Consider the following 25,793-nt stretch of genomic DNA (forward strand, 5'->3'; position numbering starts at 1 on the left):
CTGTACGCCCGCGCGCCGCATGTCTTGTGTGCCGGGGCTCCTGTGCGGGAGCCCCGGCCGGGCGGTCAGCCCCGCAGTGTCCACCGCGAACCGGTCGGGGTGTCCTCGATCTCCAGGCCCGCCTGGACGAGCTGGTCGCGGATCGCGTCCGCCGTCCCGTAGTCCTTGCGGGACCGCGCCGACTGCCGCTGCTGGAGCACCAGCTGGACGAGCGAGTCCACGACGCCGTGCAGGTCGTCCCCGCGGTCCGCACCGGTCCAGTGCGGGTCCAGCGGGTCGAGGCCCAGCACTCCGAGCATCGCACGGACCTCGGCCAATCGCGCGACCGCCGTCTCCTTGTCGTCGGCGGTGAGCGCGCTGTTGCCCTGCCGGACGGTGGTGTGCACCACCGCCAGGGCCTGCGGCACGCCCAAGTCGTCGTCCATCGCCTCGGCGAAGGCCGGCGGCACCTCTGCCGCGGCCTCCACGTGGCCGGCCTTCTCCACGACCCGCTGCACGAAGCCCTCGATCCGCGCGAACGCGGACTCCGCCTCGCGCAGGGCGTCCTCGCTGTACTCGATCATCGACCGGTAGTGCGGGGTGCCCAGGTAGTAGCGCAGCACGATCGGGCGCCAGCGCTGCACCATCTCCGAGACGAGCACGGAGTTGCCGAGCGACTTGCTCATCTTCTCGCCGCTCATGGTGACCCACGCGTTGTGCACCCAGTAGCGGGCGAACTCGTCGCCGTACGCCTTGGCCTGGGCGATCTCGTTCTCGTGGTGCGGGAAGATCAGGTCGATGCCGCCGCCGTGGATGTCGAAGACGGGGCCCAGGTACTTGTGGGCCATCGCCGAGCACTCCAGGTGCCAGCCGGGCCTGCCGCGGCCCCACGGCGTCTCCCAGGACGGCTCACCGGGCCTGGCGGCCTTCCACATCGCGAAGTCGCGGTGGTCGCGCTTGCCGGTCTCGCCCTCGCTCTCGGGCTGGCGCAGGTTGTCCAGCTCCTGGTTGGACAGCCCCAGGTAGCCGGGGAAGGAGCGCACGTCGAAGTAGACGTTGCCCTCGGACTCGTAGGCGTGGCCGCGCTCGATCAGGCCGCGCATCATCTCGATCATCTCGGGCACATGGCCGGTGGCCCGCGGCTCGTACGTGGGCGGCATGCAGCCGAGCACGTCGTAGCCGGTGGAGAAGGCGCGCTCGTTCTCGTACCCGATGGACCACCAGGGGCGCCCCTGGTCGGCGGCCTTGCCGAGGATCTTGTCGTCGATGTCGGTGACGTTGCGGATGAAGGTCACGTCGTAGCCGCGGTGCCGGAACCAGCGCTGCAGGATGTCGAAGTTCAGCCCGGACCTGATGTGGCCGATGTGCGGTGCCGCCTGCACGGTGGCGCCACACAGGTAGATCGAGACACAGCCCGGCGTGAGCGGGACGAAGTCACGTACCTGGCGTGCGTCGGTGTCGTACAGGCGAATAGTCACGCCTCAAGGGTAGTGGGCGTTGGGCCGTGCCTTGTGCGGTCTGCGGGAGTCGGACTACACATCGGCTATATGCGGAGTCTGCGGCGGCACCGCAGGCGGGTTTCACCTGGGACGACGGACCACCAGAGCGGTGGCGACGGCCGCGAGTCCCTCGCCGCGCCCGGTGAGTCCGAGGCCGTCGGTCGTGGTGCCGGAGACGGACACCGGCGCGCCGACGGCCGCGGACAGGGCGGCCTGCGCCTCCGCCCGGCGCGAACCGATCTTCGGGCGTACCCCGATGACCTGGATCGCGACGTTGCCGACCTCGAAGCCGGCCTCGCGGACGATGCGGGCCGCCTCCGCGAGGAGCGTGGCGCCGGAGGCTCCCGACCACTCGGGTCGGTCCGTGCCGAAGTGCGCGCCCAGGTCGCCGAGCCCGGCCGCCGAGAAGAGCGCGTCGCAGGCGGCGTGCGCGGCCACGTCCGCGTCGGAGTGCCCGGCGAGGCCGAACGCGGCGCCCTCCCAGTGCAGCCCGGCGCACCACAGCTCGCGCCCCGCCTCGAAGGCGTGGACGTCGGTCCCGATCCCGACCAGGGGCAGCGGCAGGGGCTGAGCCCCCGCGGGGACGTCAGTGGCCATTGACCCTCCTCCGTGCCAGGACGGCCTCGGCCAGGACGAGGTCCAGCGGCCTGGTGACCTTGAAGGCCTCCTCGTGCCCGGGCACGACGAGGACGGGGACGCCCATCCGCTCGACCATGCCGGCGTCGTCCGTGACGTCGTCGGTGACCGTGGCGTGGGCCTTGGACAGCACGGCCCGGTCGAAGCCCTGCGGGGTCTGCACGGCCCGCAGCAGGGCGCGCTGCGGGGTGCCGGTGACCGTGCCGGTCCCGAGGTCGATGCTCTTGACGGTGTCGGCGAGCGGCAGGCCCGGTACGACGGCGGGGGCGCCGCCCCTGACCGCGTCCACGACGGCCTCGACGGTCTCGACCGGCACCAGCGGGCGGGCGGCGTCGTGGACGAGGACGACGTCGACGTCGTCGGGCAGCGCGGCCAGGCCGAGGCGTACCGAGTCCTGGCGCTCCTCGCCGCCGGGCACCACCCTTATGTCGGTGGCCTCGGGCAGCCCGTTCGCGTCGAGCAGCGCGCGGACCTCGGCGGCGCCGTCCGGCGGGGCGACCACGACGATGACGGTGACGGCCCTGGCACGGGCCATCGCGCGGACCGCGTGGACCAGGATCGGGACCCCGCCGAGAGTGCGCAGCGCCTTGGGCGCTCCGGGGCCGAGCCGGACGCCACGTCCGGCGGCGGGAATGACGGCTGCGGTACGCAGGTTTGTGTCCTTGGATGAGATGGGTATCGCTTGGAGGTGCCCCCGGGCCGAACGGCCGGGTGGCGCCCCCGGGCGAAGTCAGGGGGTGGGATCACCGGGCGAAGCCCGGGGAGCCAGGGCACGGTAGTCCGGAGGACCCCTTCCGTGAAGTCCTCAGGGAAGACCGTAGCGCCCGGCGCGAGCGAAGGTGTGGCCAATGCCGCGCAAAGGCGTGCGGCGTCGGCGCACGGAGCCCTGCGGCCGCACGCGGGGTCGGCACATGCCGCAGCACCCGGCGATCATGCAGGCCGGGTGCCGCGGCAGGGTCCCTCAGGAGTCGTCCGAGGGGTTGCGTCTGCGTAAGTCAGTACGTCACGGCAGCGTGAGTGGCGCTGGAGGGACGCGACACGAGAACGTCCGGAAAGGGACGGTCTTACGACGCGAGGACTTCGTCGAGCAGGGCCTCGGCCTTGTCCTCGTTGGTGTTCTCGGCCAGTGCGAGTTCGCTGACCAGGATCTGCCGGGCCTTGGCGAGCATGCGCTTCTCGCCGGCCGACAGGCCGCGCTCGCGCTCGCGGCGCCACAGGTCACGGACGACTTCCGCAACCTTGATGACATCGCCGGAAGCGAGCTTCTCCAGATTTGCCTTGTATCGGCGGGACCAGTTGGTCGGCTCCTCGGTGTACGGCGCGCGCAGCACCTCGAAGACCCGATCCAGACCCTCCTGACCGACCACGTCGCGTACGCCGACGAACTCCGCATTGTCCGCGGGTACGCGCACCGTCAAGTCGCCCTGAGCGACCTTGAGCACCAAGTAGGTCTTGTCCACGCCTTTGATCTGGCGAATTTCGATAGCCTCGATCAGCGCGGCCCCGTGATGGGGATAGACCACGGTGTCGCCAACCTTGAACGTCATGTGACAGGTACCCCTTCCGTGGCTATCCAGGGTAACACGGGAACGCCCTCATCTGAATGGCGTTTTCGCAGGTCAGGGCATATCTCGGGGCTTGACAAGCGCCCCTGGAACGTGCTGGAGGGTGCCACAGCCATGCGGTATCCGCAGGTCGGAGCAGGTATACGGCGAGCCGGAAACACACCCGTCACACTCCGGAAGGTCTCACAACAGTGGCCGATACGTCCAGTTTTGTCGGTTCCCAAGGAGTGGATCTTCGCTACTCCGTTCGGGTTCCCGGCGGTTGAAGATCCAATTTTGCACGTTCATGGAAATCCCCCGCGCGCCCGCTCGCGTCGGTCCGCCGGTAAACACACCGTGGTAATGCCGGAATACATTGCGGGCGTGTTGCCTACCGACGCCCCGGGCGGCCCGTTCGGGTTCCCGGCCTGCTCAGAGGGGTGTTCAGAGGCGTACGGGGACCAAAGGACCCGCCGCGGGCGGGTGCGCGGCCCGCGGGCGTACGACCGGCGCACAGGACCGGTCGGGTGAGGGTGCGTCACGGAGGGACCACCCGGTGTGTGGGCGCGCGGGCGGCTCGGTAATCTTAGGCCGCTGGAAGATCGTCAGAATCTGCCCAAGGAGATGCCGCCGCCGTGGTCCGCAGCTTCCGACGCGGCGCCCTCGCCGCCGTCGTCGCTCTCACGCTCGCCCCCCTCGCCGCCTGCGCGGCAGGCAACAACGCCCAGACCGGGAAAGTCCAGCCGGACAGCCAGTCGGCGGCGGTCGGCGACATCCTGGTGCAGAACGCCTTCGTGCTCACCCAGCCCGGTGGCCCCGCCACCGTCTCCGCGCGGGTGTTCAACGACGGCACGGCCGACCAGACGCTGCAGGCCGTCCAGCTCGCGGGCGGGATCTCGGCGCAGCTGTCCGCCGCCGACGGCGGCAGCACCATCACCGTCCCCGCGCACGGCACCGTGCTGCTCGGCGGCAAGGGCAACCCGGCCGCGGTCATCAACAGCGGCGTCGAGTCGCTGCGCGACGGCGACGTGCAGAACGCGGTGTTCAACTTCAGCTCCACCGGCGCGGTCGCGCTGCCGGTCAACGTGACGCCCGCGGCCGGCTTCTTCGAGCCGTACGGCCCCAGCTCGCTGCCGACCACCGCGACGCCGCTCCCGTCGGAGACGCCCACGGCCGGCTCCACCGCCACCCCGACCGGCACCGCCACCCCCACGGGAACGGCGACCCCCACAGGCACGGCGACGCCGACGGGCACCGCCACCGCGACCTCCTGAGCGGCGCAATACGCCGCCATATACGCCGGAAAACGCCGGTAAGGGTCCGACGCCTTGCGTCGGACCCTTACCTGTCGGACTACCTGTCGGACTACCTGTCGGACTACCCGCCGGAATACCCGGAGGAGCGCCTCAGGGCGCGGCCGCGGCCTACGGCTCGAACTTGTAGCCCAGCCCGCGGACCGTCACCAGGTAGCGCGGCGCCCCCGGGTCGGGCTCGATCTTGGCGCGCAGCCGCTTGACGTGGACGTCGAGGGTCTTGGTGTCGCCGACGTAGTCCGCGCCCCACACCCGGTCGATCAGCTGCATGCGCGTCAGCACCCGGCCGGCATTGCGCAGCAGCATCTCCAGCAGGTCGAACTCCTTCAGCGGCAGGTCCACCTTGCCGCCGCCGACCGTGACGACATGCCGGTCCACGTCCATACGGACCGGTCCCGCCTCCAGGGCGGCAGGGGAGATCTCCTCGGGCTCACCGCGGCGGCGCAGCACCGCGCGGATGCGGGCGACAAGCTCCCGCGAGGAGAACGGCTTGGTCACATAGTCGTCCGCGCCTATCTCCAGGCCGACGACCTTGTCGATCTCGCTGTCCTTGGCGGTCACCATGATCACCGGGACATTGGACTTGAGCCGCAGCTGGCGGCAGACCTCGGTGCCGGGCAGCCCCGGCAGCATCAGGTCGAGCAGTACCAGGTCGGCGCCGTTTCGTTCGAACTCGTCCAGCGCGTCGGGCCCGGTCGCGGAAATAGCAACCTCGAAGCCCTCCTTGCGGAGCATGTACGACAGCGCGTCGCTGAAGGACTCTTCGTCCTCGACGACGAGTACGCGGGTCACGGAAGGACCTCCGGGGCGGGGATGTGTTCTGGGAGGGTCTGGAACAGCTGGTCGTCCGACGGCTCGTCGGCCGGTTCTGCGTCCGCTTCGGCATCCGGGTCGGTGCCGGGCGGGAGCGCGCGGTCGCGGGCGATCCCGGCCTCGGGAAGCCGCAGTGTGAAGGTGGAGCCCTGGCCTTCCGCGCTCCACACGGTGACCTCGCCGCCGTGGGTGGCGGCGACGTGTTTGACGATGGACAGGCCGAGCCCGGTGCCGCCGGTGGCCCGCGAGCGCGCCGGGTCGACCCGGTAGAAGCGCTCGAAGACCCGGTCGCGGTCCTTCTCGGAGATGCCGATGCCCTGGTCGGTGACGGAGATCTCGATGAGGTCGCCCCCGGTCGCGGCGATCCGGCGTCCTGCTATCCCGACCCGGGTGCGGGCCGGGCTGTAGTTGACGGCGTTCTCGACGAGGTTGCCGAGCGCTGCCGCGAGCTGGCCCCGGTTGCCCCATATGAAGAGGTCGGGTGTGGTGCCGGTGGCCATGGTGATCTGCTTGGTGTTGGCCTGGTGGCGGCAGCGGTCGACGGCTTCGGCGACCAGGTCGTCCACCGCCACCGGCTCCGCGTCGTCCAGCAGGTCGTCGTCCTGGACCCGGGAGAGGTCGATGATCTCCTGCACCAGGCTGGTCAGCCGGGTGGCCTCGATCTGCATCCGGCCGGCGAAGCGGACGACCGCCTCGGGGTCGTCCGAGGCGTCCATCACGGCCTCGGACAGCAGCGAGAGGGCGCCGACCGGCGTTTTCAGCTCATGGCTGACATTTGCCACGAAGTCCCGCCGTACCGCCTCGATCCGCCGGGCCTCGGTGAGGTCCTCGACCAGCAGCAGCACCAGCCGGGAGCCCAGCGGCGCCACCCGGGCGGAGACCGCGAGGCCCTCGCCGCGCCCCGCGCCGCGGCGCGGAAGGTCGAGTTCCACCTGGCGTATCTCGCCGTCCCGCCGGGTCTCGCGGGCCATCTGCAGCATCTGGTCGACGGCCAGCCGGCCGCCGCGTACCAGTCCGAGGGCATATGCCGCGGAGCTGGCCTTGACCACGATGTCGCCCTCGTCCAGGACGACGGCCGACGAGCGCAGTACGGACAGCACGGTGTCCACTCCCGGCGGGAGCACGGCGTCCGTGTGCAGTGCGGTACGGGTCGGGCGGGCCTGTTCCCGCTCGCTCCAGCGGAACGCGAGCACGGCGATCACGCCGGTCAGGAGACCGGCTATCGCACTGGCTGCGGCGACTGCCGCGTTCACGTCCATGGCCCCAGGGTAGGTGGCATGCTCAAGCACTCCACAACCCTGAGAGCTACCTCTCAGATGCACGTTGCCAAGAGTTCACCTTCACGTAGGTGCTGATTCACTCCGGGTGCGCGGACGGTACGCACAGGCCCATCAGCGTGGCAGCGTGGAGGAGAAGCCTCTGTACTGGCCTGAGCACTTTCTGCACATTCTGCTCATACGGAAGGAACGCGATGCGGGACGCATACCACGAGGAGCTTGACTCCATCGGTGACGGGCTGGTCGAGATGGCCAGGCTGGTCGGCTCGGCAATAGGCCGCGCCACCACCGCACTGCTCGACGCGGACCTCAACATCGCGGAAAGCGTGATCGCCGCGGACGAGAAGGTGGACGACCTCCAGCGCGAGCTGGAGACCCGGGCGATCAACCTGCTGGCCCGCCAGCAGCCGGTGGCCACCGACCTGCGGATCGTCGTCACCAGCCTGCGGATGAGCGCCGACCTGGAGCGCTCCGGCGACCTGGCCCGCCACGTCGCCAAGCTCGCCCGGCTGCGCTTCCCGGTCTCGGCCGTCCCGCACGACCTGCACAGCACCATCCTGGAGATGGGCCAGCTCGCGCAGCGGCTGATGGCCAAGGCCGCCGAGGTGATCATCACCAAGGACGTGGACGACGCCCTGCAGCTCGAAGCCGACGACGACCGCATGGACGAGCTGCACCGCACCCTCTTCCAGCACCTGCTGGACGACCGCTGGAAGCACGGCATAGAGACCGCCGTGGACGTCACCCTGGTCGGCCGCTACTACGAGCGCTTCGCCGACCACGCCGTCTCCGTCGCCAAGCGCGTGGTCTACCTGGTGACCGGCGAGCACGTCGACGCGATGTCGCCGACCCCGACGCAGGTGGAAGGCGCGTAACCGGGGCGGGGGGCGTGCGGGTGGTGCTCCTGTGGGCGTTATGCCCTTGTGCGCCCTTGATGCGCGGCTGCACACGGGAGTTCACTGGTGAGTGAGCTAAGCCTGAGGAGGGCGCACTGATGCCGGAGACCCCCACGCCCGTACCCGTACGCGACCAGTCGACGTCCGACGCCGTATCTCCGCTGCGGACCCCACTCCCCCTGGTCGCCGCATGCGGCTGCGGCTCCGGCTGCGGCTGCGGCTGCCAGTCCGGCGGCGCCTGCCAGTGCGGCGGCTGACCAGCTGGGACACAGCACACAGATCGTGCCCCCGGATCGCGGACCGACCGCGGCCCGGGGGCACGTCTGCAGCGAAGATTACGTGACCGCCGGCAGTGCCCACGCTGCGCTCCCGCTCGCCCGCCGCGCGCCCGCCCTCAGCCGATCGGTTGATACCGCTGAGCCGTCCGGCGGATCAGCCGCCCCCCGCCGCACAGGACCGGCCGGCCGATGCCGCCGGAGCGCCGCCCTTGCCACGCTGGTGGCGGCGGCCCGGAACCCTTCCGGAGCCCGTGAGGAGCCCTCCGAACCCCTCGGAAGCGCCTCCGGAACCGGAAAAGGACGGCGCGCGCATGCCGGCGGTCATCGAGGTGCGGAACCTGCACAAGAGATACGGGCCACACGTCGCGGTCGACGATGTCTCGTTCGCCGTGGAGCAGGGCGAGATCTTCGGGATTCTCGGCCCGAACGGGGCCGGCAAGACGACCACCGTCGAGTGCGTCGAGGGGCTGCGGACACCCGACCGGGGCGAGATCGACGTACTGGGGCTCGATCCGCGGCGCGACCGCGCCGAGTTGACCCAGCGGCTCGGGGTCCAGCTCCAGGACGGTCAGCTCCCCGACCGGCTGAGGGTCGGCGAGGCACTGCGCCTGTACGGCTCCTTCTACCGCAGGCCGGCCGACCCGGCGGCCCTCGCGGACGCCCTCGGCCTGGCCGGGGCGCAGCGGACCCCGTACGCCGCGCTGTCCGGCGGGCAGAAGCAGCGGCTCTCCATCGCGCTCGCGCTGATCGGCAGCCCCGAGGTGGCCGTCCTGGACGAGCTGACCACCGGCCTTGACCCGCAGGCCCGCCGTGACACCTGGGACCTGATCCAGGACGTCCGTGCCCGCGGGGTGACGATCCTGCTGGTCACGCACTTCATGGCGGAGGCGGAGCGGCTGTGCGACCGGGTGGCGGTGATCGACGGGGGCCGGGTCGTCGCGCTGGACAGCCCGGCCGCCCTGGCCGAGCGCGTCCAGGGCGGCCAGCGCATCCGCTTCCGGCCGTCCGTGCCGTTCGAGGACGCCCTGCTCACCGATCTGCCCGACGTCACAGGCCTCACCCGGCAGGGCGATGTCGTGGTGGTCACCGGCACGGACAACGCGCTGGGCGCGGTCACCTCGGTGCTGGCCCGCCACGACATCGCGGCGGACCACCTGCGGGTGGAGCAGGCCGGCCTGGAGGACGCGTTCGTCGCGCTGACCGGGGGCGACGAGAAAACGAGGAGAAGGAGAACGCCATGACGGCCCACGCCAGCGCCGTTCCCGTCCCGCCCGCCGCCCGCCCGGGGTCGGTGCTGGGGCGGTTGACCCGCACCGAGCTGCGGCTGTTCGTCCGGGAGAAGGCGGGTCCCGCCTTCGCGATCGCGCTGCCGCTCGCGCTGCTGACCGTCTTCGGCAACATCCCCTACTACCACCGGCACCGGATCGGCGGCTCCACGCTCCTGGAGCTGTACGTCCCGATCCTGGCCTCCTTCGTCCTTGCCACGCTGTCCTTCAACTGGGTGCCCGCGGCGATGGCCGGCTACCGGGAGAAGGGGGTGCTGCGCCGCCTGCGGACCACCCCGGTCGGGCCGGCCCGCGTGCTGGCCGCCCAGCTCCTGGTCAGCCTGGCGACCGCGGCCGTCGCGGTGGCCGCCGTCCTCCTGGTGGCCCGGCTCTCCTTCGGGGTGCCGCTGCCGCGGCAGGCCGCCGGGTACCTCGCCGGCCTCGTGCTGGCCGCGCTCGCCCTCATGGCCATCGGCCTGTTCGTCGCCGCGGTCTCCCCCAACGGCCGGGTCGCCAACGCCGTGGGCGCCACCCTCTTCTACGTCATGATGTTCTCCGCCGGGCTGTTCCTCCCGATCGCCGCCATGCCCCCGCTGCTGCGGCACATCAGCCGGGCCGCACCGCTCGGCGCCGCCGCCCAGGCGCTGACCGACGCCACCCAGGGACACTGGCCGCACGCCCTCCAGCTGCTCACTCTCGCCGGCTACGCCGTTGTCTTCGGCGCGGCGGCGGTGAGATCGTTCCGATGGGAGTGAGGCCGATCCGGAGGGCACCGATGAGCAGGCGGGAAGCCAGGCGGCAGGCGCGGCAGGAGGCCAGACGGCAGGTGCTCGCCCGCGCGGGCGAGCAGGACGCGCGGCTGCTCCCGCTGATGACCGTCGCCCCGTACGCCATCCTCGCCGCCCTCGCCGTGGCGATCCTGATCGCCGAACACCGCTCGGGCGGCGACCTGCTGGTCGACCTCGGCCTGTGCGCGGCGACCGCGCTGTGGCTGCTGTCGATGTTCAGCCTGCGCCCCCAGCGGTGGGAGCGGCCCGCGGCGATGGGGGTCTTCTTCGCCGGGCTGATGGTGCTCGCCTGCCTCCTCGTCCTGCGCGATCCGTGGTTCGGCCTGTTCACGCCCGCCTGCTACTTCTACGCCTTCGGCATCCTGCCCTGGCCGGGGCGGCTGCCGGGGGTCGCCGCGGCCGCGCTGGTGTCGGGCAGCGCCCAGGCCTCGGGCATCCCCAAGGGCGACGCCACCGGCTGGATCGCCTTCGCCGCGGTACTGGCCGTCAACGTGGTCTGCATGTGCGGCTTCGCGTGGTGGGAGCGGGACGCCGAGGTGCGGGGCAAGGAACGGGAAGCGGCCCTGGAGCAGGTGCGGGAGGCGAACCAGCGGCTCCAGGCCACCCTGGACGACAACGCCGGGCTGCACCGGCAGCTGCTGGCCCGGGCCAGGGAGGCCGGGGTCCTCGACGAACGGCAGCGGATGGCCCGGGAGATCCACGACACCCTAGCGCAGGGCCTCATCGGGATCATCACGCAGCTGCAGGCCGCCGAGCAGTCGGGCGACATCCCCGACCGGTGGCGGGCGCACTTCGCCGCCGCGACCAGGATGGCCCGCGAGAGCCTGGCCGAGGCACGGCGCTCGGTGGACGCCCTGCGCCCCGAGCAGCTGGAGACCGCCGAGCTGGGGGACGCGCTGGCCGGCGTCGCCGAGCGCTGGTCGGTGCTGCACGGGGTCGCCGTCCGGGTCACCACCACAGGGACCACCCGGCCGATGCGGCCGGAGGCCGAACTGGCGCTGCTGCGGGCGGCGCAGGAGGCACTGGCCAACGTGGCCCGGCACGCGCAGGCCGGCAGCGTCGCGCTGACGCTCGGCTACCGGGAGCGGGACGTCGCGCTGGAGGTGCGCGACGACGGGTGCGGCTTCGCGGCGCCGACGCCCGCACCGGGCGGCGGGTTCGGGCTGAAGGCGATGCGCGAACGTATCGAGGGCCTGTCCGGCACCCTGCGGGTCCGCTCGGAACCCGGCTCGGGCACGACCGTCTCCGCCCTCGTACCGCACGCGACGGCCGAGGTGCGCGCGTGAACGCCGAGGTGCGCGCATGAACGCCCCCGCCCCGATCCGCCTGCTGATCGCCGACGACCACCCCGTCGTACGGGACGGCCTGAGCGGCATGTTCGCCGCCGACCCCGCCTTCGAGGTGGTGGGCGAGGCGGCGGACGGCGCCGAGGCCGTCCGGCTGGCCGGAAGCCTGGAACCCGACGTCGTCCTGATGGACCTGCGGATGCCCGGCATGGACGGCGTGGCCGCGATCACCGAGCTGGCCAGGACGGGCAGCCCCGCCCGGGTGCTGGTCCTGACCACGTACGACTCCGACAGCTACGTCCTGCCGGCCATCGCGGCGGGCGCGACCGGCTACCTCCTCAAGGACGCGCCCCGGGACGAGCTGCTCCGGGCGGTCCGGGCCGCCGCCAACCACGAGGCGGTCCTCGCCCCCTCGGTGGCGGCCCGCCTGATGGACCGCGTACGCCCCCCGGCCCCCGCCCTGCTCACCCCGCGCGAGCACGAGGTCCTCACCTGGGTCGCCGCCGGCGCCACCAACCGCGAGGCCGCCGCCCGCCTGCTGATCAGCGAGGCCACGGTCAAGACCCACCTGCTGAACATCTACGCCAAGCTCGGCGCGAACGACCGCGCCTCGGCCGTGGCCGCCGCCTTCACCCGCGGCATCCTCACTCCCGGGACGGGGGCGTAGTCCCCTGGGCTCCTGGTCTCATAGTCTCCGGCTATGAGCATGATCGGTGAGTACCTGCGCGTGACGGCCGCCGAGCTGGCCCGGGCCGTCGACGACCCCGACTGGGCGGCCGACCTCGTCGAGCGGATACGCGAGGCGGAGGACGACGCGGAGCCCGCCCCGTCCGACGCGCGCCACTTCAGCACGTACAAGGCCTGGGACCTGCTCCGCTTCCTGCTGGCCCGCGCCGGCTTCCCGGTGGACGTCGTCCACGGCGAGGAGCCGTTCGCCGAGGACGACGACTGGGGCTACGGCCCGCCGAAGTACCTTCCCCCGTCACGGGTCCGCCTCGCGGCGCAGGCCCTGCGCGCCACCCCGTACGACCGGCTCACCAGCGGGCTGGACCCTGCCGAGCTGACCGCGGCCGAGGTGTACCCCGTCATGTGGGACCAGCCCGGGGCAGTGGAGTGGGGACGCCACTGGTACGACGCCCTGACGCGCTTCCTCTCGGCTGCCGCGTCCGCGGACGACGCGCTGCTCGTGTGGCTCGACTGACTTCCCGTCAGCCGAGGTTCTCGGCCGCCTTGGTCCTCGGCCCGCCCACGTCACCGGTGTTGAGCGTCCCCGCCGGCTCCAGCAGCAGGATCGCGGTCTCCTCCTCCGCGAGGGGGCAGTGCTCGACCCCGCGCGGAACCACGTACAACTCCCCCGGCTCCAGCACCACATCACCGTCCCTGAGCTGAATGGTCAGCCGCCCGCTGACGACCAGGAACAGCTCGTCGGTGTCCTCGTGGGTGTGCCAGACGAACTCCCCCTTCACCTTGGCGAGCTTGACGTCGTAGTCATTGAGCGCGGCCACTTTCTTCTGCGACCACAGGTCGCTGAACTGCGCCAGCTTCTCCACGAGGTTCACAGCCTCAGCCATTCCCGCACCCTCCTCGACCCCCGGGCTCTCCGCCCTGCTGCCGCCGAGCATGCCGCACCTGGCCCCCAGCGGTCTTGTACGTTTCTGACGTGCCCGCTTCCCTGGACGCGGAGAGTTGTCCACAGGCTGTGGGTAACTCGCCTTCGCGGCGGCAGGCCTGAAGGGCGGAGCCCCACCACAGAGTCGAGGCACCCATGCGCAGCCTTGCCCGTCTGCCGAAGGCCCATCTCCACGTCCATCTCGAAGGCGCGATGCGGCCGGCCACGTTCGCGGAGCTGGCGGGCGAGCGGGGAGAACGGCCGTCTGCCGGTTTCACGTCGTTCGCGGGCTTCCTGTCCGCGTACGGTGCCGCCGCCCGGCTGGTGCGCGAAGGTCCGCGGGAGAACGTCCTGCGGCTGGTGCGCGAGGTCGTCGAGGACGCCGCCGCGGACGGAGCGGTGTGGATCGAGCCGCACCTGAACCCCCTGACATACGCGGACGATCCGGGCGCCGCGCTCGACCTGCTGGATGTGGTGATCGACGAGGGCCGCCGTACCGCGGCCCGGCTGGGCATCGGCTTCGGCGTCCTGGTGTGCGCCCGGCGCAACGGCGACCCCGTGGAGGCCGTCGCGACCGCCCGCCTCGCGGCCCGGCGGGCGGGCGACGGCGTGGTCTCCTTCGGCCTGGCAGGAGACGAGGCCCGCTACGCACCGGAGCCCTTCGCCGAGGCCTTCGGCATCGCCCGCGACGCCGGGCTGATCTCCGCCCCGCACGGGGGCGAACTCGCCGGCCCGGCGAGCGTACGCGCCGCCGTCGACGTGCTCGGCGCGCGACGGATAGCCCACGGCGTCAGGGCGGTCGAGGACCCGGCACTCGTCGCCCGCCTGGCCGCGGAAGGCGTCGTCCTCGACGTCTGCCCCACCTCCAACGTCGCCCTCGGCGTGGTGGATTCCCTGTCCGCCCACCCCCTCCCACGCCTGCTCCAGGCCGGCGTCCCCTGCACCTTGAACGCCGACGACCCCCTCCTGTTCGGCCCCGGCCTCCTGGCGGAGTACGAAACCGCCCGCGCGGCCCTCGGCCTGACCGACCCCCAACTCGCCTCGATAGCCCGGACCTCGGTCGAATCCTCCGGAGCCCCGCGCGCATCCGTGACCGCAGCGCTGGCCCGCATCACCGAATGGCTGACCCCTCCGCCCCCGGGGGACGCGGCGGCCACCGTACGAGTCGACCACGCAGACGCGGACCGCGTCCCCGAGCTTTGACCCGACAGCAGGACGAGGGTTCAGGCCCCCTTCGGCGGTGCCTGGGGCTTGCGCTTGGCGGCCAGCCCCGCCGGCAGCATGACGATCAGGCCGGTGCCCGCCCCGCACACCGTCCACAGCACCCGGTAGCCCTCGGCGGCGTAACGGGAAGGCTGGGGGAGGTCGATCAGGATGAGCACCCCTGCGGCAACGGCCGCGCAGTAGAGGGCGTAGTTCAGGAAGCGGATCCCCACCGCGTGCACCAGCAGCACGAGCGCGACGACTTCGAGCCCGCTCGTCACGGTGATCAGCCTGAGCCCGTGTTCGCTGGCGGGCACCAGGAGCAGCAGCACAGCCACGACCGCGCCGATCACCGCGCCGGCAAGGCGCTGTACGGACACGAGCATGCCCTGCTCCAGGCTCGGCTTCATCGCGACGACGGCCGCGATCGGGATCCAGGAGCCGTCCGGCAGATCCGGTCCGAACGCCAGGGCCACGCTGCCGGCGATGGCCACAGCCCGGAGCACCGCGAACAGGGCTAGTGGCCGGGTCAGCTTCCGGCGCGAGGTGTCCCCGGGGAGTTCCACGAACGGCTGGGGCCGGTCCTCACACCCGCGGACCAGCCACTCGACGAACGTCAGCACGATCCACAACGCCGCCCCTCCGGCCCACGCCAGCACCTGTGCCCAGGTGTGGCTGGAAACGTGGGCGTGATGGTGGAGGGTGAACGCGAGTCCGACGGCGACGATGAACCAGAGGTTGAGTTGAGAAGCAGGGCGTTGACGAATCTGCGCACCCCGAACGCGACGGCCAGCCCGGCCACCAGCGTGACCCCGAAAGCCGCGAGCGCCAGCCAGCCCCAGGCCTCTCCCCCGATACCGAACGCGAGCGCGGTGACCCCCGCGCCGATCAGCGCGAAGAACGAGACGTGCGACGCGCGATACCCGTAGCCGCCCCCCGGGTCGGCCAGCGCCACGAACAGCATGCCGAACAGGGCGCTCAGGAGGTACTGCTCGTACCCGATCGCCCAGAAGACGAGCAGCGGCACGAGCGCGACGTCCAGGAACAGCACCGCTCGCGGCCAGTTGACGCCTGCACGGTTGAGCTCGAACACCTTCGATAGCCAGCGCCCGGCCCGACCCCCGCGGCCAGCCCGTCCTCGCTCGGCCGCACCAGCCATGACCGCCCCCGTCCGCTCCAGTCGCCGGGTATGCCACTCCTAACCTGCATTCTCCGATTCGGCCGAGACCACCTCGAAACGACCCGCCGTCGAGTCCCCAGCACGGAGCACACCTCACGCCTGGCTGCGCCCCAGAACTGACCTCGTACGGCGACGCCCCGCGCTTGCAGGTGCGTCAGAGCAGGTGCGTGCCGTCGTGGGATCGGATGGCTGGCTGCCCTGGTTGGTCCAGGGCGTCGGTGATGCGGATGGCGAATGCCTCGGAGGCGAGCCGGGGGATCTCGTCGCGGGTGGCCCATCCGACAGCGTCGCCTCCTCCTCCGGCTGCCACGATCAACCGCGTCATGTGATCACCGTATGGCGTCGAGGATTAGCCACTCGCCCCAGAGTGGCCGGTGGTAGCCACTTGGCCCAGGGACGGCCCGGGCGTCAACCCCCGTAGCGGCTACGGAGGTCCTGTGCGGTGCCCGACATGATCGAAACGGCGGAGTCGATGGAGGCCGTGAAGGGACCCTCCGTCTGGGGGTCGAAAGCGATGAGGCCCGACTCCCGCTCAACGATCGCCACGATCGCCGAGACAATCTGGAAGACCTGGGCGGCTCGCTCCCCGTCGTGCCAGTACGGCACAGACAAGCTGATCTCATCACCGAAGATCGCAAGGTCCAGGCCCGTGCCGTCGTGGCTCAACTCAAGAGCACCTGCACTACGGGCCAGCTCAACTTCGCCCAATATGGCCTCAGCCTGGGGCGTCACGCGTCCCCACACCTCGATGAGTGCCGCCGGAACGTCCTGGGATGCTTCTGCCGCCGCTTCCCGTCCCTCCGAGAGTTCGTCCCAGGAAAGGTCCGCGCGAGGTTCCACGAAGTAGATGTCGTAGCTCACCGCGTGATCGTATGGCCCGACCCGCCCCTGAAGTTGCAGTTGCAGTTGCGCCCTGCCTGCTCGCTAATCCCCGAGGCGGTCCTCCGCTGCTGGCGTGCGCCGAGATCGAGTTGGCCTAGGGTCCGTCTCTCGTCCGAGCCGAAACGCCCACATGAACACGGAGAGGGACATCATGAGCCGGATACTAAATTCGCTGCTGACGGCGCCGAACACAGCGCCGGGCACGACGATCAGCAGCCCCCACCACGGGTTCTGGTGCCAACGCCGGGGCCTGGCAGACATCGATGACCACCTCCGGCGCGCACCATACCGTGGCTCAGCCGCACCCCCTCCAGGAATGGAGCTCCCGCACTCCTCCCACGATGAACTGGCAGTTGCCAGCCGGGCCTGGCTCATCTCGGAGCCTGAGCGCCCCCGCCAAGGCACCTCATTTACCCGGACTACGCGGCCTCAGCCCATGCCGAGCGGGGCGGACTTCGGTGGACTCGTCGGAGATGGCCAATCCACCGCCGGTGATGCGGCCGGTGAAGCAGAGGTTGAACTGGCGGCGGACCTCGCCGTCCGTGCAGGCGATCACGTGGCGGGGGTCAGCTCTCGTTCCGGGCGGGGCGGGCAGTCGCCCACGCGGACACGGTGACGAACCGGGAGATCATCCGACGACCGCCGACGGTCACAGAACCGATCCCCCGAGGCGCGGGCAGGGGGCATAGAAAAGCGGAAGAACTACTTCTTGCCCTGGTTCTCGCGGGGCGACGCGGCTGCCTGCGACATCCCTGCTCAGGGCGCCTGCCTGCCACTCCCCCGCCGTCGTCGTTGGTCGTCTCCGGGCACCCACGAGCACCCTCGCACGGCCCACAGACGGCCCAGAGTTGATCAATGCAGGGCTACACCGAAGCGGTCCGCCTGAGTCTCAGCCGACGACAGCCCGCCACGACGATGCGGCAGCCAACCGACGAGGCGCGCGTATGCCTCGCCGCACCCCCACCTCCCTCGGCCACGCCGCGGCTTCCGTCAGCCTCCGGCCTGTCCGGGGGCGGCAACAGGCTGCCAGCTCCTATCACTCACGCTATGACTCGTCGGTGGGCTTGGCTTCATGTACGGAGACAAGTTCGCCTAGATCGTTCGCGACCATGACTTGCGCGAGTCGTCCGGCGACGGCCACAACCTCCGGCCATGCGGTTGCCTGGAGGTACTCCGCGTCGGTGTCGTTGGGGGCCTCGGCCTCGGCGGCGTTGAGTGCCCGACCCAGCTGCCGCACGAGATCGACCTCTTCCTCGGTCCTCAAGCTGATGCCGAGATAGCGATCTGGGTGGTCGGCGTCGCAGAAATCATCGAAGAGTGTGTGGAAGATGTGGTCCAGATCCTCGAAAGTTGACGGATCCAGCCACACGTCCCGTTGCCACGGAGGGTTGGCCAAGGCCAGGACCGCCGGCACGAGGTGGACTCGGAAGTTCGCTACGCGCTGGCTACTCTCACTCACGCGATCGAGAGTAGCGACCACCCCCACCTACGAACTGACCGAGCAGCACGACCGTACTTCCGCTGCGTGGACGCTGAGCTTGGGAATCACGTGGCCTTGGGGCCTGTAAACCCTCTCTGACCTGGTGGAACGGCGCTCCTGGGAGGGCTCGGCAGGATTCACCGCTGACCGCATTTGACCGTTGACGCGGACGATCCAATCACGCGGTCGGTGATGGTGTCCGGGTCCGCCTGGAACCCGAGATCTGCGATGGCAGCGGCGGCGTTCAGCCGATCTCGCATCTGGGGGTCTTGGATGCGATCGATCCGCGCATTAGTCTTCTCGTAGCGGTCGTCCACCTCTACCCGCTTTTCAATGCGCTCGACATGGTTGGAAACCTTGGTGCGGGCGTCACGGGCTTGTTTATGCCACACACCTCCAGCGATCGCAACGGCGGTTGAGACGAAGCTCGTCACCCACTTGATGCCCTGGTTGCCACCTTGGAACAAGGCGATCCCGAATGCGCTCAGCGCGATGACGGCTGCTACCCCCGTGACGGCGAGGCTTACCCAAAACGCCAGCTTCGCTTCCTTGCGCTCGTCTTCGAGTGAGCCATAGACGAACTCCGAACGCCGATCAGTCGTCGTGAGCTGTTGCGCCTCTGGTTGAGCTGCAGAAATCAGAGGGGGTGCGCTTTCCTGAAAACTCCCAACAATCTCACCAGAGTTGATCGTAACGTTGCCGTCACCTGTGACGACGATATTCCTAGCGCCTTAGTTATGCGCGTTTAATTGGGCTATCAAGCGCTGCCGAGTTTTCGACGCGGTTGCCATGGCGCCCACTAGTTCGCTGCGAGCCTCCCGCGAAAGATGGCTAGAACGGTTATCTCGGCTCAGACGCGAACGAATAATCTCCAAATCCCGGTCAAGTTGCTCTAGCCTCTTGATCAGATCTGAAATGTTGAGCCGCCCAACTCCGCGCTCGTCCTCGGCCGCCATGATCGTCCCGATCCCCCTCCTGCCGCACTGCGTTGGGGCATCAGCGTAGCGCCGACGGCGTGGTAGTGGGCGAGCGTTCAAACGCCGAGCCGCAGTTCATGCAAATTGCGGATGTTCAGCGTTCGGTGCGGGGTCATGCAGCAGACGCGCCTACCGTCAGTCGGGCTGCTCGGTAAGCGCCCGGATCATACCCGGGATGAGCTTCTTCTACGACGCCGCAGGGGTCGAGGGCGTCAAGCGCCCGGGCCAAGAGGTCGCGATGGAGGAATGGGGTGGAACCCACGGGATTCAGAAGCGCAAGGCGGTGCTCTACTACGCGACTCGGGACGCCTACCCGCGCAGAGACGCGGATTAGATCTTCTGGAAATGGTGTGAGCCTCCGCAGACCTGGGACCTTGCTAACGATCAATGCCGTGACCTGCGGCTTAGCCGTGGACCGTTGTCAGCGCTGGTCATCGTCGTGCGGCCTCGGACGGCCCGGAGACGGCCCGGCAGGCGAGGCGTTCCCCGCCTAGCTATCAACGCGGATACCGCGTTCCGGCGCTCTATCGCAACAAGACGCGGCAATATGGCGTCATGGACCAAGGGGATGCTGCGGTTTGGGCTGCGGGTCTGGGCATTGCTGGCACGCTGTTTGGAGCGCTCGGCGGTGCTCTTGTGCAGAGTCGAGCGCAGCGACGGCAGGTCCACGATCAAGAGATCGTGGACGTTGGGCATTGGCTCAGGGGCCAGCGGCAAGTGGCGTTCGCGGCAGTTCTGGAAGCTTCCACCCATGTCACAGAGACGCTGGGACCGGTTATCGCCGCTCGGTTGGCACCCGACTGGAGTGAAGGCGGGGATCACCGTGCTCTGTGGGAGCCATGCAACGGGGCACTGGGCATGCTGAAGAAGGCAGTCACGGCCGTCGCTATCACTGGGCCGCCCCATATGGCAGACCTAGCAGCGGCCGTTTACGACGCTGAGCACAGCAAAGCAGACAGCATGCGTCAGCTCGGACTCGACTTTGATGGGAGAGTCGCCATCTACGTTCACACCAGCGGCCTGGTGGACGCAGCACGCGAGCGCTTCACGAAAGCAGCCCAAGAGGTATTGGCAAGCACGTCGGGCCCTTGACCAAGGTCGGTGGAGCGGCTTTGGGCGGGAGCTGCCATGGGGCGAGTGAGTGCCGCCGGCCAGCCCATAGTGGGCGCGCGCGGCGCCGGCCGGGCCGAGCGGGGCGAAGACATGAGCGACGGCGCGGCCGGTGCCGGACGCGCGCCCCGGCGGAGCGGTAGCGCGGCCGGTGCCTTGAATAGGTAGAGGCAGGTTTCGACAGTTCGCGGAGACGGATAATCGACTGAGCCGCGATTGCACTGCGACGCTGGCGGTAGAGCCCACTTGACCCCCAGCTCATAGGCTCAAGGGTTTCAGCAGGTCAGAAGCCTTCTGAGGCACGACCAGTCGTTCGCGTGACCTGGGGTTGTTCGGCTGCGCGCATAGCGTGTGGTCCCAAAGTGGTCCCAAGATCCAGGGCAACGCCTCGTCGTGGGATCACTCGTCGGTTTCCTCCATCTCCTTGAAGTAGATGGGGTCAATCGCTGTCACGCTGTATGTCGTCCCCCTGTAAGACGCGCGGCCGCGCTGCATGAGGTTCCACGTAACCGACCATGCCGCGGCCCGATCCCGCTGCAACGTTGGTTCCTGAGTGCCGAATACCAGTCGGACAGCGGCCATGATCGCATCGCCACGAGAGCCGTGCAGATTCTTGCGATCAAGAATGTTGCTGGAAAGTGGTGGTCGGGCAACGACCTGCCACTGCGTAAATCGCCCCATGTGACACCCCCTGTGACTGAAGTTGCCTGCGTTGCGCGGCATGGAAGCTGAGCCCCTGCATCGACGATAGCCAGGTAGTGATCCCAAGGCGACGCAAGCCCGCCACCCTCCCCCTTCCTCTTTCCCATCCCGTCTGCCGTCGGCCCGCACGTATGTGGAGCGGGCGTGGTTCAGGGCGTCAAGGTGGAGCGCCCCGCTGGACGAACGACCTTGACGCCCTGAACCACGACGGCTCGGCTTGCCCGAGTCGATGGCAGGTGGGATGGGAGCCCCCACCGCTCACCACGATGAACGTGCAGACGCCGGCGGGTTGGGGCCATCTCGGAGCCGGAGCGCCCCCGCCGGAGGCATCGTCGTGACCTCGGCTGTGCGGGATCACCTCATGCCGCAGGCCTCCCCCTCGCGGGCGCGCGCGGTGCGGGCCGTGCCGCGCGGGGCGGAGACAGAAGCGACGGCGCGGCCAAGCGCCGGACGCGCGCCCGGCGGAGCGGTAGCGGAGCCGGGTGCCTTGAACTCGTAGAGAAGGTTGTTACTCGGTCGCCGGTGCCCTGGGGGCATGAAGTTGGCCCCGACCGCTGTGGAGCTTGGTGGCGGTCGAGGCCCTGGACTGCGCTCGTGGTCAAGCGTTGTGATGGGTCGTCCAGTCTTCGCGGGCTGTGATGAGGGCGGGGCGCACCTCGTGGTCGAGGTGGTCCGCCTGGGTGCGGAGTTGGGTGGCGATGGCGGCCAGCTGGTCGGGGTCGAGGTTGTGGAGCCAGTAGTCGTCGACCAGTTGGAGATTGACCACGGGCAGGCGTGCCGTGGGGTCTTCGCTGTAGGGGGCGCAGTCGATGCTTCCGCTCAGGATGACGGCCTCGGCGCCAGGAACGTCGGTGACGGAGACGGTCATGCCAAGACCCGAGAAGGGCTGGTGATGTGTAATGTCGGCCAGCTCGGTGGCGAAGTACTGGGGCGGTACGTCGGTGGCGCTTGGGTCGTCTTCGGCCCACGGAGGCAGGTAGCCGGCTGCGGTGTAGCCGGTGGTCGTGGTGATGGTCCATGTCGGCGGGGCCTCGGCTGATGGTGCGGGCTGAGGTTGGCCGTCGTCCTGTCGCGTTGCACCCGGCTCCGTGCTGGGGCGCTCCTTCGTTGCTCCGCTCATGGGTCATCGCCCTTCCGTCGCCGGTTGGATGGATGCGGGTAAGGCCGGCGCCTCGGACGAGTGCTGCTCGATCGTCGCGGCGACCTCCTGCCAGGCCGTGAAGACGTTCATGACCTCGTGCTCCGGGGCGTGGGTGAGGTCCAGGAGGAAGCGGCGGATCAGGACTTCGCTGCTCAAGGTGTTCTGGATGCGGGCGATCGTCCACAGGCTGTGGGTAGTGGGCGCAGCCGTCGACGGTTGGCCGGGGGTCATCGGGCGTCCTTAGCGTGGGTGAGGTGGGCGGTCACGGTGTGGCCGTGCTGGTCGCCGTGAGTCTCGACCTGGTGGGCGAGTGCGGTGACCATGGTCAGGCCGCGGCCGTGGGTGGCCTCGTCGCCGGGGTGCTCGACGGTCGGCGCCGTCTTCGTACCGCCGGAGTCGGTCACCGAGATGGACACGACCGCGTCGGAGATGGCGAGGCTGACGTGGAAGGCTCCCCCAACCGGGCCGCCGTCCCCGCTGGCGGTGTGCAGCACGGCATTCGCGCTCAGCTCCGTGACGATGAGCGCGGCGTCGTCCGCGCACGGGGAATCGCGCAGGACATCGCGGGTCCAGCGGCGTACGCGGCCAACTTCTTCGGGTGAACCTGGGCAACTGAGTCCCCAGACTCGCGGACTACTCGTATACTCGTGCATACAAGTTACTTTCTGCTGGTGGGCGGCCATGGACCGATGGTGGGAGCTAGACGAGTTTCACGCCGTCGTGCGCACGCACGGCAGGCGGGGACATCGCGTCAAGGGCGTCGAGCACGCGGATCGCGTACGCCTCGTCCGCGAGTTCGGAGACTTCCTCGCGGGTGGCCCAGCGCAGGGCGCTGGTCTCCTTACCGGTGGAGGGCTGGCCGTCGATCGCCTCGCAGCGGAAGACGAGGGAGACGATCAGGCCGGTCATGTTCTTGTAGACGCCTGTGAGGGTGGCAGGGACAGCGATCTTGACGCCGGTCTCCTCCAGCACTTCGCGCTGGAGTGCGTCGGGGATGGTCTCCCCCGCCTCCAGGACTCCGCCCGGCGGTTCCCAGTGGCCGTTGTCGCGGCGCCTGATCAGCAGAGCGCGGCCGACGTCATCGATGATGACTCCGGCGACGCTCACGGAGTGCGGGCGCTCGATCGGCACGGACCTGATCCTCTCGGGTGGCTAGGCTGCCCACCGTAGCAACAAAGGTCGGCCACTCGTCTAGATATCCAAAGGAGTACGTATGCCCGTTCTTCCCTCCGGCGTCCTGGGGGCGCTGGACCCGACGAGCGACCGAGCGGTGTTCCGCCAGATCGCCGACCAGCTGCGTGAGGCGATCGACAAGGGCAAGTTCGCCGAGGGCGACAAGCTGCCCTCCGAGACGGAGTTGGTCGAGCATTACGGCGTCTCGCGAATGACCGTACGGAACTCCTTGTCCGTCCTCCAGGGCGAGGGCCTGGTGGTCTCCGAGCACGGCAAGGGCGTCTTCGTACGTCCCCGGCCGCCCGTGCGGCGACTGGCCTCGGACCGGTTCGCCCGCCGGCACCGCGAGCAGGGCAAGTCCGCGTTCATCGTGGAGGCCGACGCTGCCGGCAGCCACCCCACCGTCGACAGCCTGGAGATCAAGGAAGAACGGCCGAGTCAGGACGTCGCCACCCGGCTCGGGGGTCCGCGTCGCGTGCTGGCCCGGCGCCGCCGCTACCTCCTCGACGGGCGCCCGGTCGAGTTCGCCACCTCCTACCTCCCCCTCGACCTGGCCCGCGGGACGCCGATCGCCGAGCCGAACCCCGGACCTGGCGGCATCTACGCCCGCCTGGAAGAACTGGGCCACCGCCTCGACCACTTCGAGGAGGAGATCCGCGCCCGCATGCCCGCGCCGAGCGAGGTCAAGACGCTCCAGCTGGCTTCCGGTGTGCCCGTGATCCACCTCGTCCGCACAGCGTTCGACACCGAGGGCCGCGCTGTCGAGGTCTGCGACACGGTCATGGCCGCTGACGCATACGTCCTCGCGTACCAGCTTCCGGCCACGTGACCTGGGTGGATGGTGTCGCGACACGGGCAGAGGCAGGCCAACTCCCGTGACTCGTACGCCTTCACGGGCAAGCTCATCTAGACGAGTAGCCGGGTCCTGTGGCACAGTGGTTCGCGTACCCGGTTCTTCGGGTACACAGGGCGACACTTGTCTAGACGACTAGCTGTCACGTGTGAAGGAGAAAGCGTTGCGTTCCATCCGTGTGGAGACCTCGGCGGCGACGATCCTGCTGACCGAGGCTCCGGAGACGAAGATCAAGGACCGGCAGACCGGCGAGATCGCCACCGACGCCAACAGCGGTGAGCCGCTGATGACGCTCGGCGTGGTCCACATCGAGGACGGGGAGTCCTCGCTCCTCAAGGTCACCGTTCCGCAGAGCGGCGTCAGCGAGGGCCTGACCCTCGGCGGACCCGTCGCACTGCCGGGGCTGGTGGCCCGCCCGTGGGAGAGCACCTTCAACGGGCAGCAGCGGCACGGCATCGCCTTCCGCGCCGCCGCCGTCACCCCGGCCGCCTTCCCGGTCCAGGCGGGGGCCTGAGCCTGATGCCGGACCTGATGACGTTGATGGAGGTGGGTGGCCCCCTCGCCGCGGTCGGCGGTGGCGCCGCCTACCTCCGGGCCGAACAACCGGCCGCGTACTGGTCCATGGTCGGCCTGCCCCTCTCGACCGCCCGCCTGCTCGGCTCGTACACGTCCGTCATGGACGCCTGCGGGCTGACCGTGGCTCCGTCACGCTTACGGGCGCTGGCGGTGCGGGCGACGACTCGACGGGAGGTGCGGGCGGTCCCTCCGCGGCGGGGGATCATCCGCCCGACCTCGACGGGCATGCGGATACGGCTGCGGCTCGCGCCGGGCCAGGAGCCGGCCGACGTCGCCGCCTCGGCTGAACGCCTTCGGCATGCGTGGGGCGTTCACGCCGTGTACGTCTCCGTGGTCAAGCCCGGCGTGGTCGAACTGCGGCTCGTCGGCTTCGACGTCCTGCGCAAGGTCCGCATGCCCCGCAAGACCTCCGGCGGCTTCCTCAAGGTCCCAGTGGCGCTTCGGGAGGACGCAACCGCGTTCGTACGGGACTACCGCGCGATACCCCACCAACTCACCCTCGGCGCGCCCCTCTCCGGCAAGTCCATGTACCTGCGCCACCTGATCGCAGGACTCGCCCCTCAACCCGTCGCCCTGGTCGGCATCGACTGCAAGCGCGGCGTGGAACTGGCGCCGTTCACGGCCCGGCTCTCCGCCCTGGCCACCGACCCCGGGCAGGCGGCGGAACTGCTGCCCGTCCTGGTCCGGCTGATGGAAGAGCGCTACGACCTGATCAAGACCCGGCAGGGCATCGCCCGCTCGACACCCGACGAGGAGATCACCTCCGACATCTGGGGCTTGCCCGATGCCGAACGCCCCGTGCCCGTGGTGCTGTTCGTGGACGAGGTGGCCGAACTCTTCCTCGTCGCCACCAAGAAGGACGAGGAACGGCGGGACGAGATGGTCACCCACCTCATCCGGCTCGCTCAACTCGGTCGAGCCGCCGGCATCTACCTGGAAGTCTGCGGGCAGCGCTTCGGCGCCGAACTCGGCAAGGGCGCGACCATGCTCCGAGCCCAGCTCACCGGCCGTGTCTGCCACCGGGTGAACGACGAAGCCTCCGCGAAGATGGCGCTCGGCGACATCGCACCTGAAGCAGTGGGCGCCGCCTGCGCCATCGTCCCCGATCGGCCCGGCCTCGCCGTCGCCGGGGACACCTCCGGCGGCTGGACCCGCATCCGCACGCCCTACCTGTCCCTCGCCGACGCGGCAACCGTCTGCGACACGTCCGCGCACCTCGTACCGGACCTGCCGACGCTGGAACCTTTCCGGCCCGCCACCCAGCCCCACCGGCCCGATCTGCTGACCAAGCTCCGCCCCGTCACCGGCTGACCCCCCCCCCGTACAGCGTCAC

32 protein-coding genes and 1 pseudogene are annotated in these 25,793 nt (G+C 69.9%); 14 read left to right on the forward strand and 19 right to left on the reverse strand.

All coding sequences use genetic code 11. The annotated features are described in order from the left end of the window. Positions 1-65 precede the first annotated feature (65 nt). The 4 genes from cysS to NFU81_RS08015 all read right to left on the reverse strand — a co-directional run bounded on the left by cysS (position 66) and on the right by NFU81_RS08015 (position 3,661). Positions 66-1,457, reverse strand: a complete 1,392-nt coding sequence (gene cysS, locus NFU81_RS08000; protein ID WP_251486597.1) for a cysteine--tRNA ligase — start codon at positions 1,455-1,457, stop codon at positions 66-68. A 102-nt stretch (positions 1,458-1,559) separates the two neighbouring features. Further along, entirely contained in the window at positions 1,560-2,075 is a 516-nt protein-coding gene (gene ispF / locus NFU81_RS08005) for a 2-C-methyl-D-erythritol 2,4-cyclodiphosphate synthase (RefSeq protein WP_251486601.1), read from the reverse strand. Next, positions 2,065-2,793 carry a 2-C-methyl-D-erythritol 4-phosphate cytidylyltransferase gene (ispD, locus tag NFU81_RS08010; RefSeq protein WP_251486877.1) on the reverse strand — a complete coding sequence of 243 codons (729 nt, stop codon included), beginning with the start codon at positions 2,791-2,793 and terminating at the stop codon, positions 2,065-2,067. The genes ispF and ispD overlap by 11 nt, the downstream gene beginning before the upstream one ends. 385 nt (positions 2,794-3,178) lie before the next feature. Next, on the reverse strand, positions 3,179-3,661 hold the full coding sequence (locus NFU81_RS08015; RefSeq protein WP_033174074.1) for a CarD family transcriptional regulator: 483 nt from the start codon (positions 3,659-3,661) through the stop codon (positions 3,179-3,181). 632 nt (positions 3,662-4,293) lie between these two features. On the opposite strand from NFU81_RS08015, the gene NFU81_RS08020 reads away from it, so the two are divergent. Continuing rightward, positions 4,294-4,932 carry a DUF461 domain-containing protein gene (locus NFU81_RS08020; RefSeq protein ID WP_251486604.1) on the forward strand — a complete coding sequence of 213 codons (639 nt, stop codon included), beginning with the start codon at positions 4,294-4,296 and terminating at the stop codon, positions 4,930-4,932. 150 nt (positions 4,933-5,082) lie between these two features. Here NFU81_RS08020 and phoP read toward each other — a convergent pair whose 3' ends face one another. Together phoP and phoR are read right to left on the reverse strand one after the other, a co-directional pair. Continuing rightward, positions 5,083-5,763, reverse strand: coding sequence for a two-component system response regulator PhoP (phoP, locus tag NFU81_RS08025; RefSeq protein ID WP_031525271.1), 681 nt, complete (start codon positions 5,761-5,763; stop codon positions 5,083-5,085). Beyond that, positions 5,760-7,043, reverse strand: coding sequence for a two-component system sensor histidine kinase PhoR (phoR, locus tag NFU81_RS08030; RefSeq protein ID WP_251486608.1), 1,284 nt, complete (start codon positions 7,041-7,043; stop codon positions 5,760-5,762). The genes phoP and phoR overlap by 4 nt, the downstream gene beginning before the upstream one ends. 212 nt (positions 7,044-7,255) lie before the next feature. Here phoR and phoU point away from each other — a divergent pair, with 212 nt between their 5' ends. From phoU to NFU81_RS08065, 7 genes are all read left to right on the forward strand, one after another. Further along, positions 7,256-7,936: a phosphate signaling complex protein PhoU gene (phoU, locus tag NFU81_RS08035; RefSeq protein WP_251486610.1), complete on the forward strand. Its 681-nt coding sequence runs from the start codon at positions 7,256-7,258 to the stop codon at positions 7,934-7,936. 119 nt (positions 7,937-8,055) lie between these two features. Next, a complete protein-coding gene (locus NFU81_RS08040) occupies positions 8,056-8,214 on the forward strand; it encodes a hypothetical protein (RefSeq protein ID WP_251486613.1) in 159 nt (52 codons plus the stop codon). A gap of 332 nt (positions 8,215-8,546) precedes the next feature. Continuing rightward, entirely contained in the window at positions 8,547-9,476 is a 930-nt protein-coding gene (locus NFU81_RS08045; RefSeq protein ID WP_251486615.1) for an ABC transporter ATP-binding protein, read from the forward strand. After that, positions 9,473-10,255: an ABC transporter permease gene (locus NFU81_RS08050; protein WP_251486618.1), complete on the forward strand. Its 783-nt coding sequence runs from the start codon at positions 9,473-9,475 to the stop codon at positions 10,253-10,255. The genes NFU81_RS08045 and NFU81_RS08050 overlap by 4 nt, the downstream gene beginning before the upstream one ends. A 20-nt stretch (positions 10,256-10,275) precedes the next feature. Continuing rightward, positions 10,276-11,574 (forward strand): sensor histidine kinase, encoded by a 1,299-nt coding sequence (locus tag NFU81_RS08055; RefSeq protein WP_251486621.1) that lies wholly within the window; start codon positions 10,276-10,278, stop codon positions 11,572-11,574. Positions 11,575-11,590: 16 nt separating this feature from the next. Further along, positions 11,591-12,241, forward strand: a complete 651-nt coding sequence (locus NFU81_RS08060; protein ID WP_251486624.1) for a response regulator — start codon at positions 11,591-11,593, stop codon at positions 12,239-12,241. 33 nt (positions 12,242-12,274) lie between these two features. Continuing rightward, positions 12,275-12,775, forward strand: coding sequence for a YfbM family protein (locus NFU81_RS08065; protein WP_251486627.1), 501 nt, complete (start codon positions 12,275-12,277; stop codon positions 12,773-12,775). A gap of 7 nt (positions 12,776-12,782) precedes the next feature. Here NFU81_RS08065 and NFU81_RS08070 read toward each other — a convergent pair whose 3' ends face one another. Then, positions 12,783-13,145, reverse strand: coding sequence for a cupin domain-containing protein (locus NFU81_RS08070; protein WP_251486630.1), 363 nt, complete (start codon positions 13,143-13,145; stop codon positions 12,783-12,785). 194 nt (positions 13,146-13,339) lie between these two features. Between NFU81_RS08070 and add the strand changes: the two genes are divergently transcribed. Beyond that, positions 13,340-14,386 carry an adenosine deaminase gene (gene add / locus NFU81_RS08075; RefSeq protein ID WP_251486633.1) on the forward strand — a complete coding sequence of 349 codons (1,047 nt, stop codon included), beginning with the start codon at positions 13,340-13,342 and terminating at the stop codon, positions 14,384-14,386. Between the two features lie 20 nt (positions 14,387-14,406). Here the strand turns inward: add and NFU81_RS08080 are convergent, their stop codons facing one another. The 7 genes and pseudogenes from NFU81_RS08080 to NFU81_RS41095 form a co-directional block, all read right to left on the reverse strand. Beyond that, positions 14,407-15,009 carry an FUSC family protein gene (locus NFU81_RS08080; RefSeq protein ID WP_251486879.1) on the reverse strand — a complete coding sequence of 201 codons (603 nt, stop codon included), beginning with the start codon at positions 15,007-15,009 and terminating at the stop codon, positions 14,407-14,409. Next, on the reverse strand, positions 15,003-15,479 hold the full coding sequence (locus tag NFU81_RS08085) for a hypothetical protein (protein ID WP_251486636.1): 477 nt from the start codon (positions 15,477-15,479) through the stop codon (positions 15,003-15,005). Before NFU81_RS08085 ends, NFU81_RS08080 begins: the two co-directional genes overlap by 7 nt. A gap of 241 nt (positions 15,480-15,720) precedes the next feature. Next, positions 15,721-15,891, reverse strand: a complete 171-nt coding sequence (locus NFU81_RS08090) for a hypothetical protein (protein WP_251486639.1) — start codon at positions 15,889-15,891, stop codon at positions 15,721-15,723. 83 nt (positions 15,892-15,974) lie between these two features. After that, on the reverse strand, positions 15,975-16,427 hold the full coding sequence (locus tag NFU81_RS08095) for a hypothetical protein (protein WP_251486642.1): 453 nt from the start codon (positions 16,425-16,427) through the stop codon (positions 15,975-15,977). 469 nt (positions 16,428-16,896) lie between these two features. Then, positions 16,897-17,028: pseudogene (locus tag NFU81_RS08100) on the reverse strand (DNA mismatch repair protein MutT); the annotation flags it as partial. A 465-nt stretch (positions 17,029-17,493) separates the two neighbouring features. Continuing rightward, positions 17,494-17,907: an SCO4402 family protein gene (locus NFU81_RS08105; RefSeq protein WP_251486645.1), complete on the reverse strand. Its 414-nt coding sequence runs from the start codon at positions 17,905-17,907 to the stop codon at positions 17,494-17,496. A 158-nt stretch (positions 17,908-18,065) separates the two neighbouring features. After that, the gene (locus NFU81_RS41095) at positions 18,066-18,647 is read right to left on the reverse strand and encodes a TRADD-N-associated membrane domain-containing protein (RefSeq protein ID WP_340188946.1); all 582 of its coding nucleotides are present in this window, start codon (positions 18,645-18,647) and stop codon (positions 18,066-18,068) included. A 433-nt stretch (positions 18,648-19,080) separates the two neighbouring features. Between NFU81_RS41095 and NFU81_RS08115 the strand changes: the two genes are divergently transcribed. Together NFU81_RS08115 and NFU81_RS08120 are read left to right on the forward strand one after the other, a co-directional pair. Continuing rightward, positions 19,081-19,239 (forward strand): hypothetical protein, encoded by a 159-nt coding sequence (locus tag NFU81_RS08115; protein WP_251486651.1) that lies wholly within the window; start codon positions 19,081-19,083, stop codon positions 19,237-19,239. A 221-nt stretch (positions 19,240-19,460) separates the two neighbouring features. Then, entirely contained in the window at positions 19,461-19,997 is a 537-nt protein-coding gene (locus NFU81_RS08120) for a hypothetical protein (RefSeq protein ID WP_251486654.1), read from the forward strand. A gap of 417 nt (positions 19,998-20,414) precedes the next feature. On the opposite strand, the gene NFU81_RS08125 is transcribed toward NFU81_RS08120, so the two are convergent. From NFU81_RS08125 to NFU81_RS08145, 5 genes are all read right to left on the reverse strand, one after another. Next, the gene (locus NFU81_RS08125; protein WP_251486657.1) at positions 20,415-20,696 is read right to left on the reverse strand and encodes a hypothetical protein; all 282 of its coding nucleotides are present in this window, start codon (positions 20,694-20,696) and stop codon (positions 20,415-20,417) included. A 619-nt stretch (positions 20,697-21,315) separates the two neighbouring features. Next, positions 21,316-21,837, reverse strand: coding sequence for a DUF6907 domain-containing protein (locus NFU81_RS08130; RefSeq protein ID WP_251486659.1), 522 nt, complete (start codon positions 21,835-21,837; stop codon positions 21,316-21,318). A 3-nt stretch (positions 21,838-21,840) separates the two neighbouring features. Beyond that, positions 21,841-22,089 carry a hypothetical protein gene (locus NFU81_RS08135; protein WP_251486661.1) on the reverse strand — a complete coding sequence of 83 codons (249 nt, stop codon included), beginning with the start codon at positions 22,087-22,089 and terminating at the stop codon, positions 21,841-21,843. Then, on the reverse strand, positions 22,086-22,511 hold the full coding sequence (locus NFU81_RS08140) for an ATP-binding protein (RefSeq protein WP_251486663.1): 426 nt from the start codon (positions 22,509-22,511) through the stop codon (positions 22,086-22,088). Before NFU81_RS08140 ends, NFU81_RS08135 begins: the two co-directional genes overlap by 4 nt. A 46-nt stretch (positions 22,512-22,557) precedes the next feature. Beyond that, positions 22,558-22,965, reverse strand: coding sequence for an NUDIX hydrolase (locus NFU81_RS08145; RefSeq protein ID WP_251486883.1), 408 nt, complete (start codon positions 22,963-22,965; stop codon positions 22,558-22,560). A 106-nt stretch (positions 22,966-23,071) separates the two neighbouring features. Between NFU81_RS08145 and NFU81_RS08150 the strand changes: the two genes are divergently transcribed. From NFU81_RS08150 to NFU81_RS08160, 3 genes are all read left to right on the forward strand, one after another. Beyond that, a complete protein-coding gene (locus NFU81_RS08150; protein WP_251486665.1) occupies positions 23,072-23,860 on the forward strand; it encodes a GntR family transcriptional regulator in 789 nt (262 codons plus the stop codon). Between the two features lie 187 nt (positions 23,861-24,047). Further along, the gene (locus NFU81_RS08155) at positions 24,048-24,398 is read left to right on the forward strand and encodes an SCO3933 family regulatory protein (protein ID WP_251486668.1); all 351 of its coding nucleotides are present in this window, start codon (positions 24,048-24,050) and stop codon (positions 24,396-24,398) included. Between the two features lie 5 nt (positions 24,399-24,403). Then, the gene (locus NFU81_RS08160; protein WP_251486669.1) at positions 24,404-25,771 is read left to right on the forward strand and encodes an FtsK/SpoIIIE domain-containing protein; all 1,368 of its coding nucleotides are present in this window, start codon (positions 24,404-24,406) and stop codon (positions 25,769-25,771) included. Positions 25,772-25,793: the final 22 nt, after the last annotated feature.

The organism is Actinacidiphila cocklensis (assembly GCF_907177275.1).
Taxonomy (GTDB): domain Bacteria; phylum Actinomycetota; class Actinomycetes; order Streptomycetales; family Streptomycetaceae; genus Actinacidiphila; species Actinacidiphila cocklensis.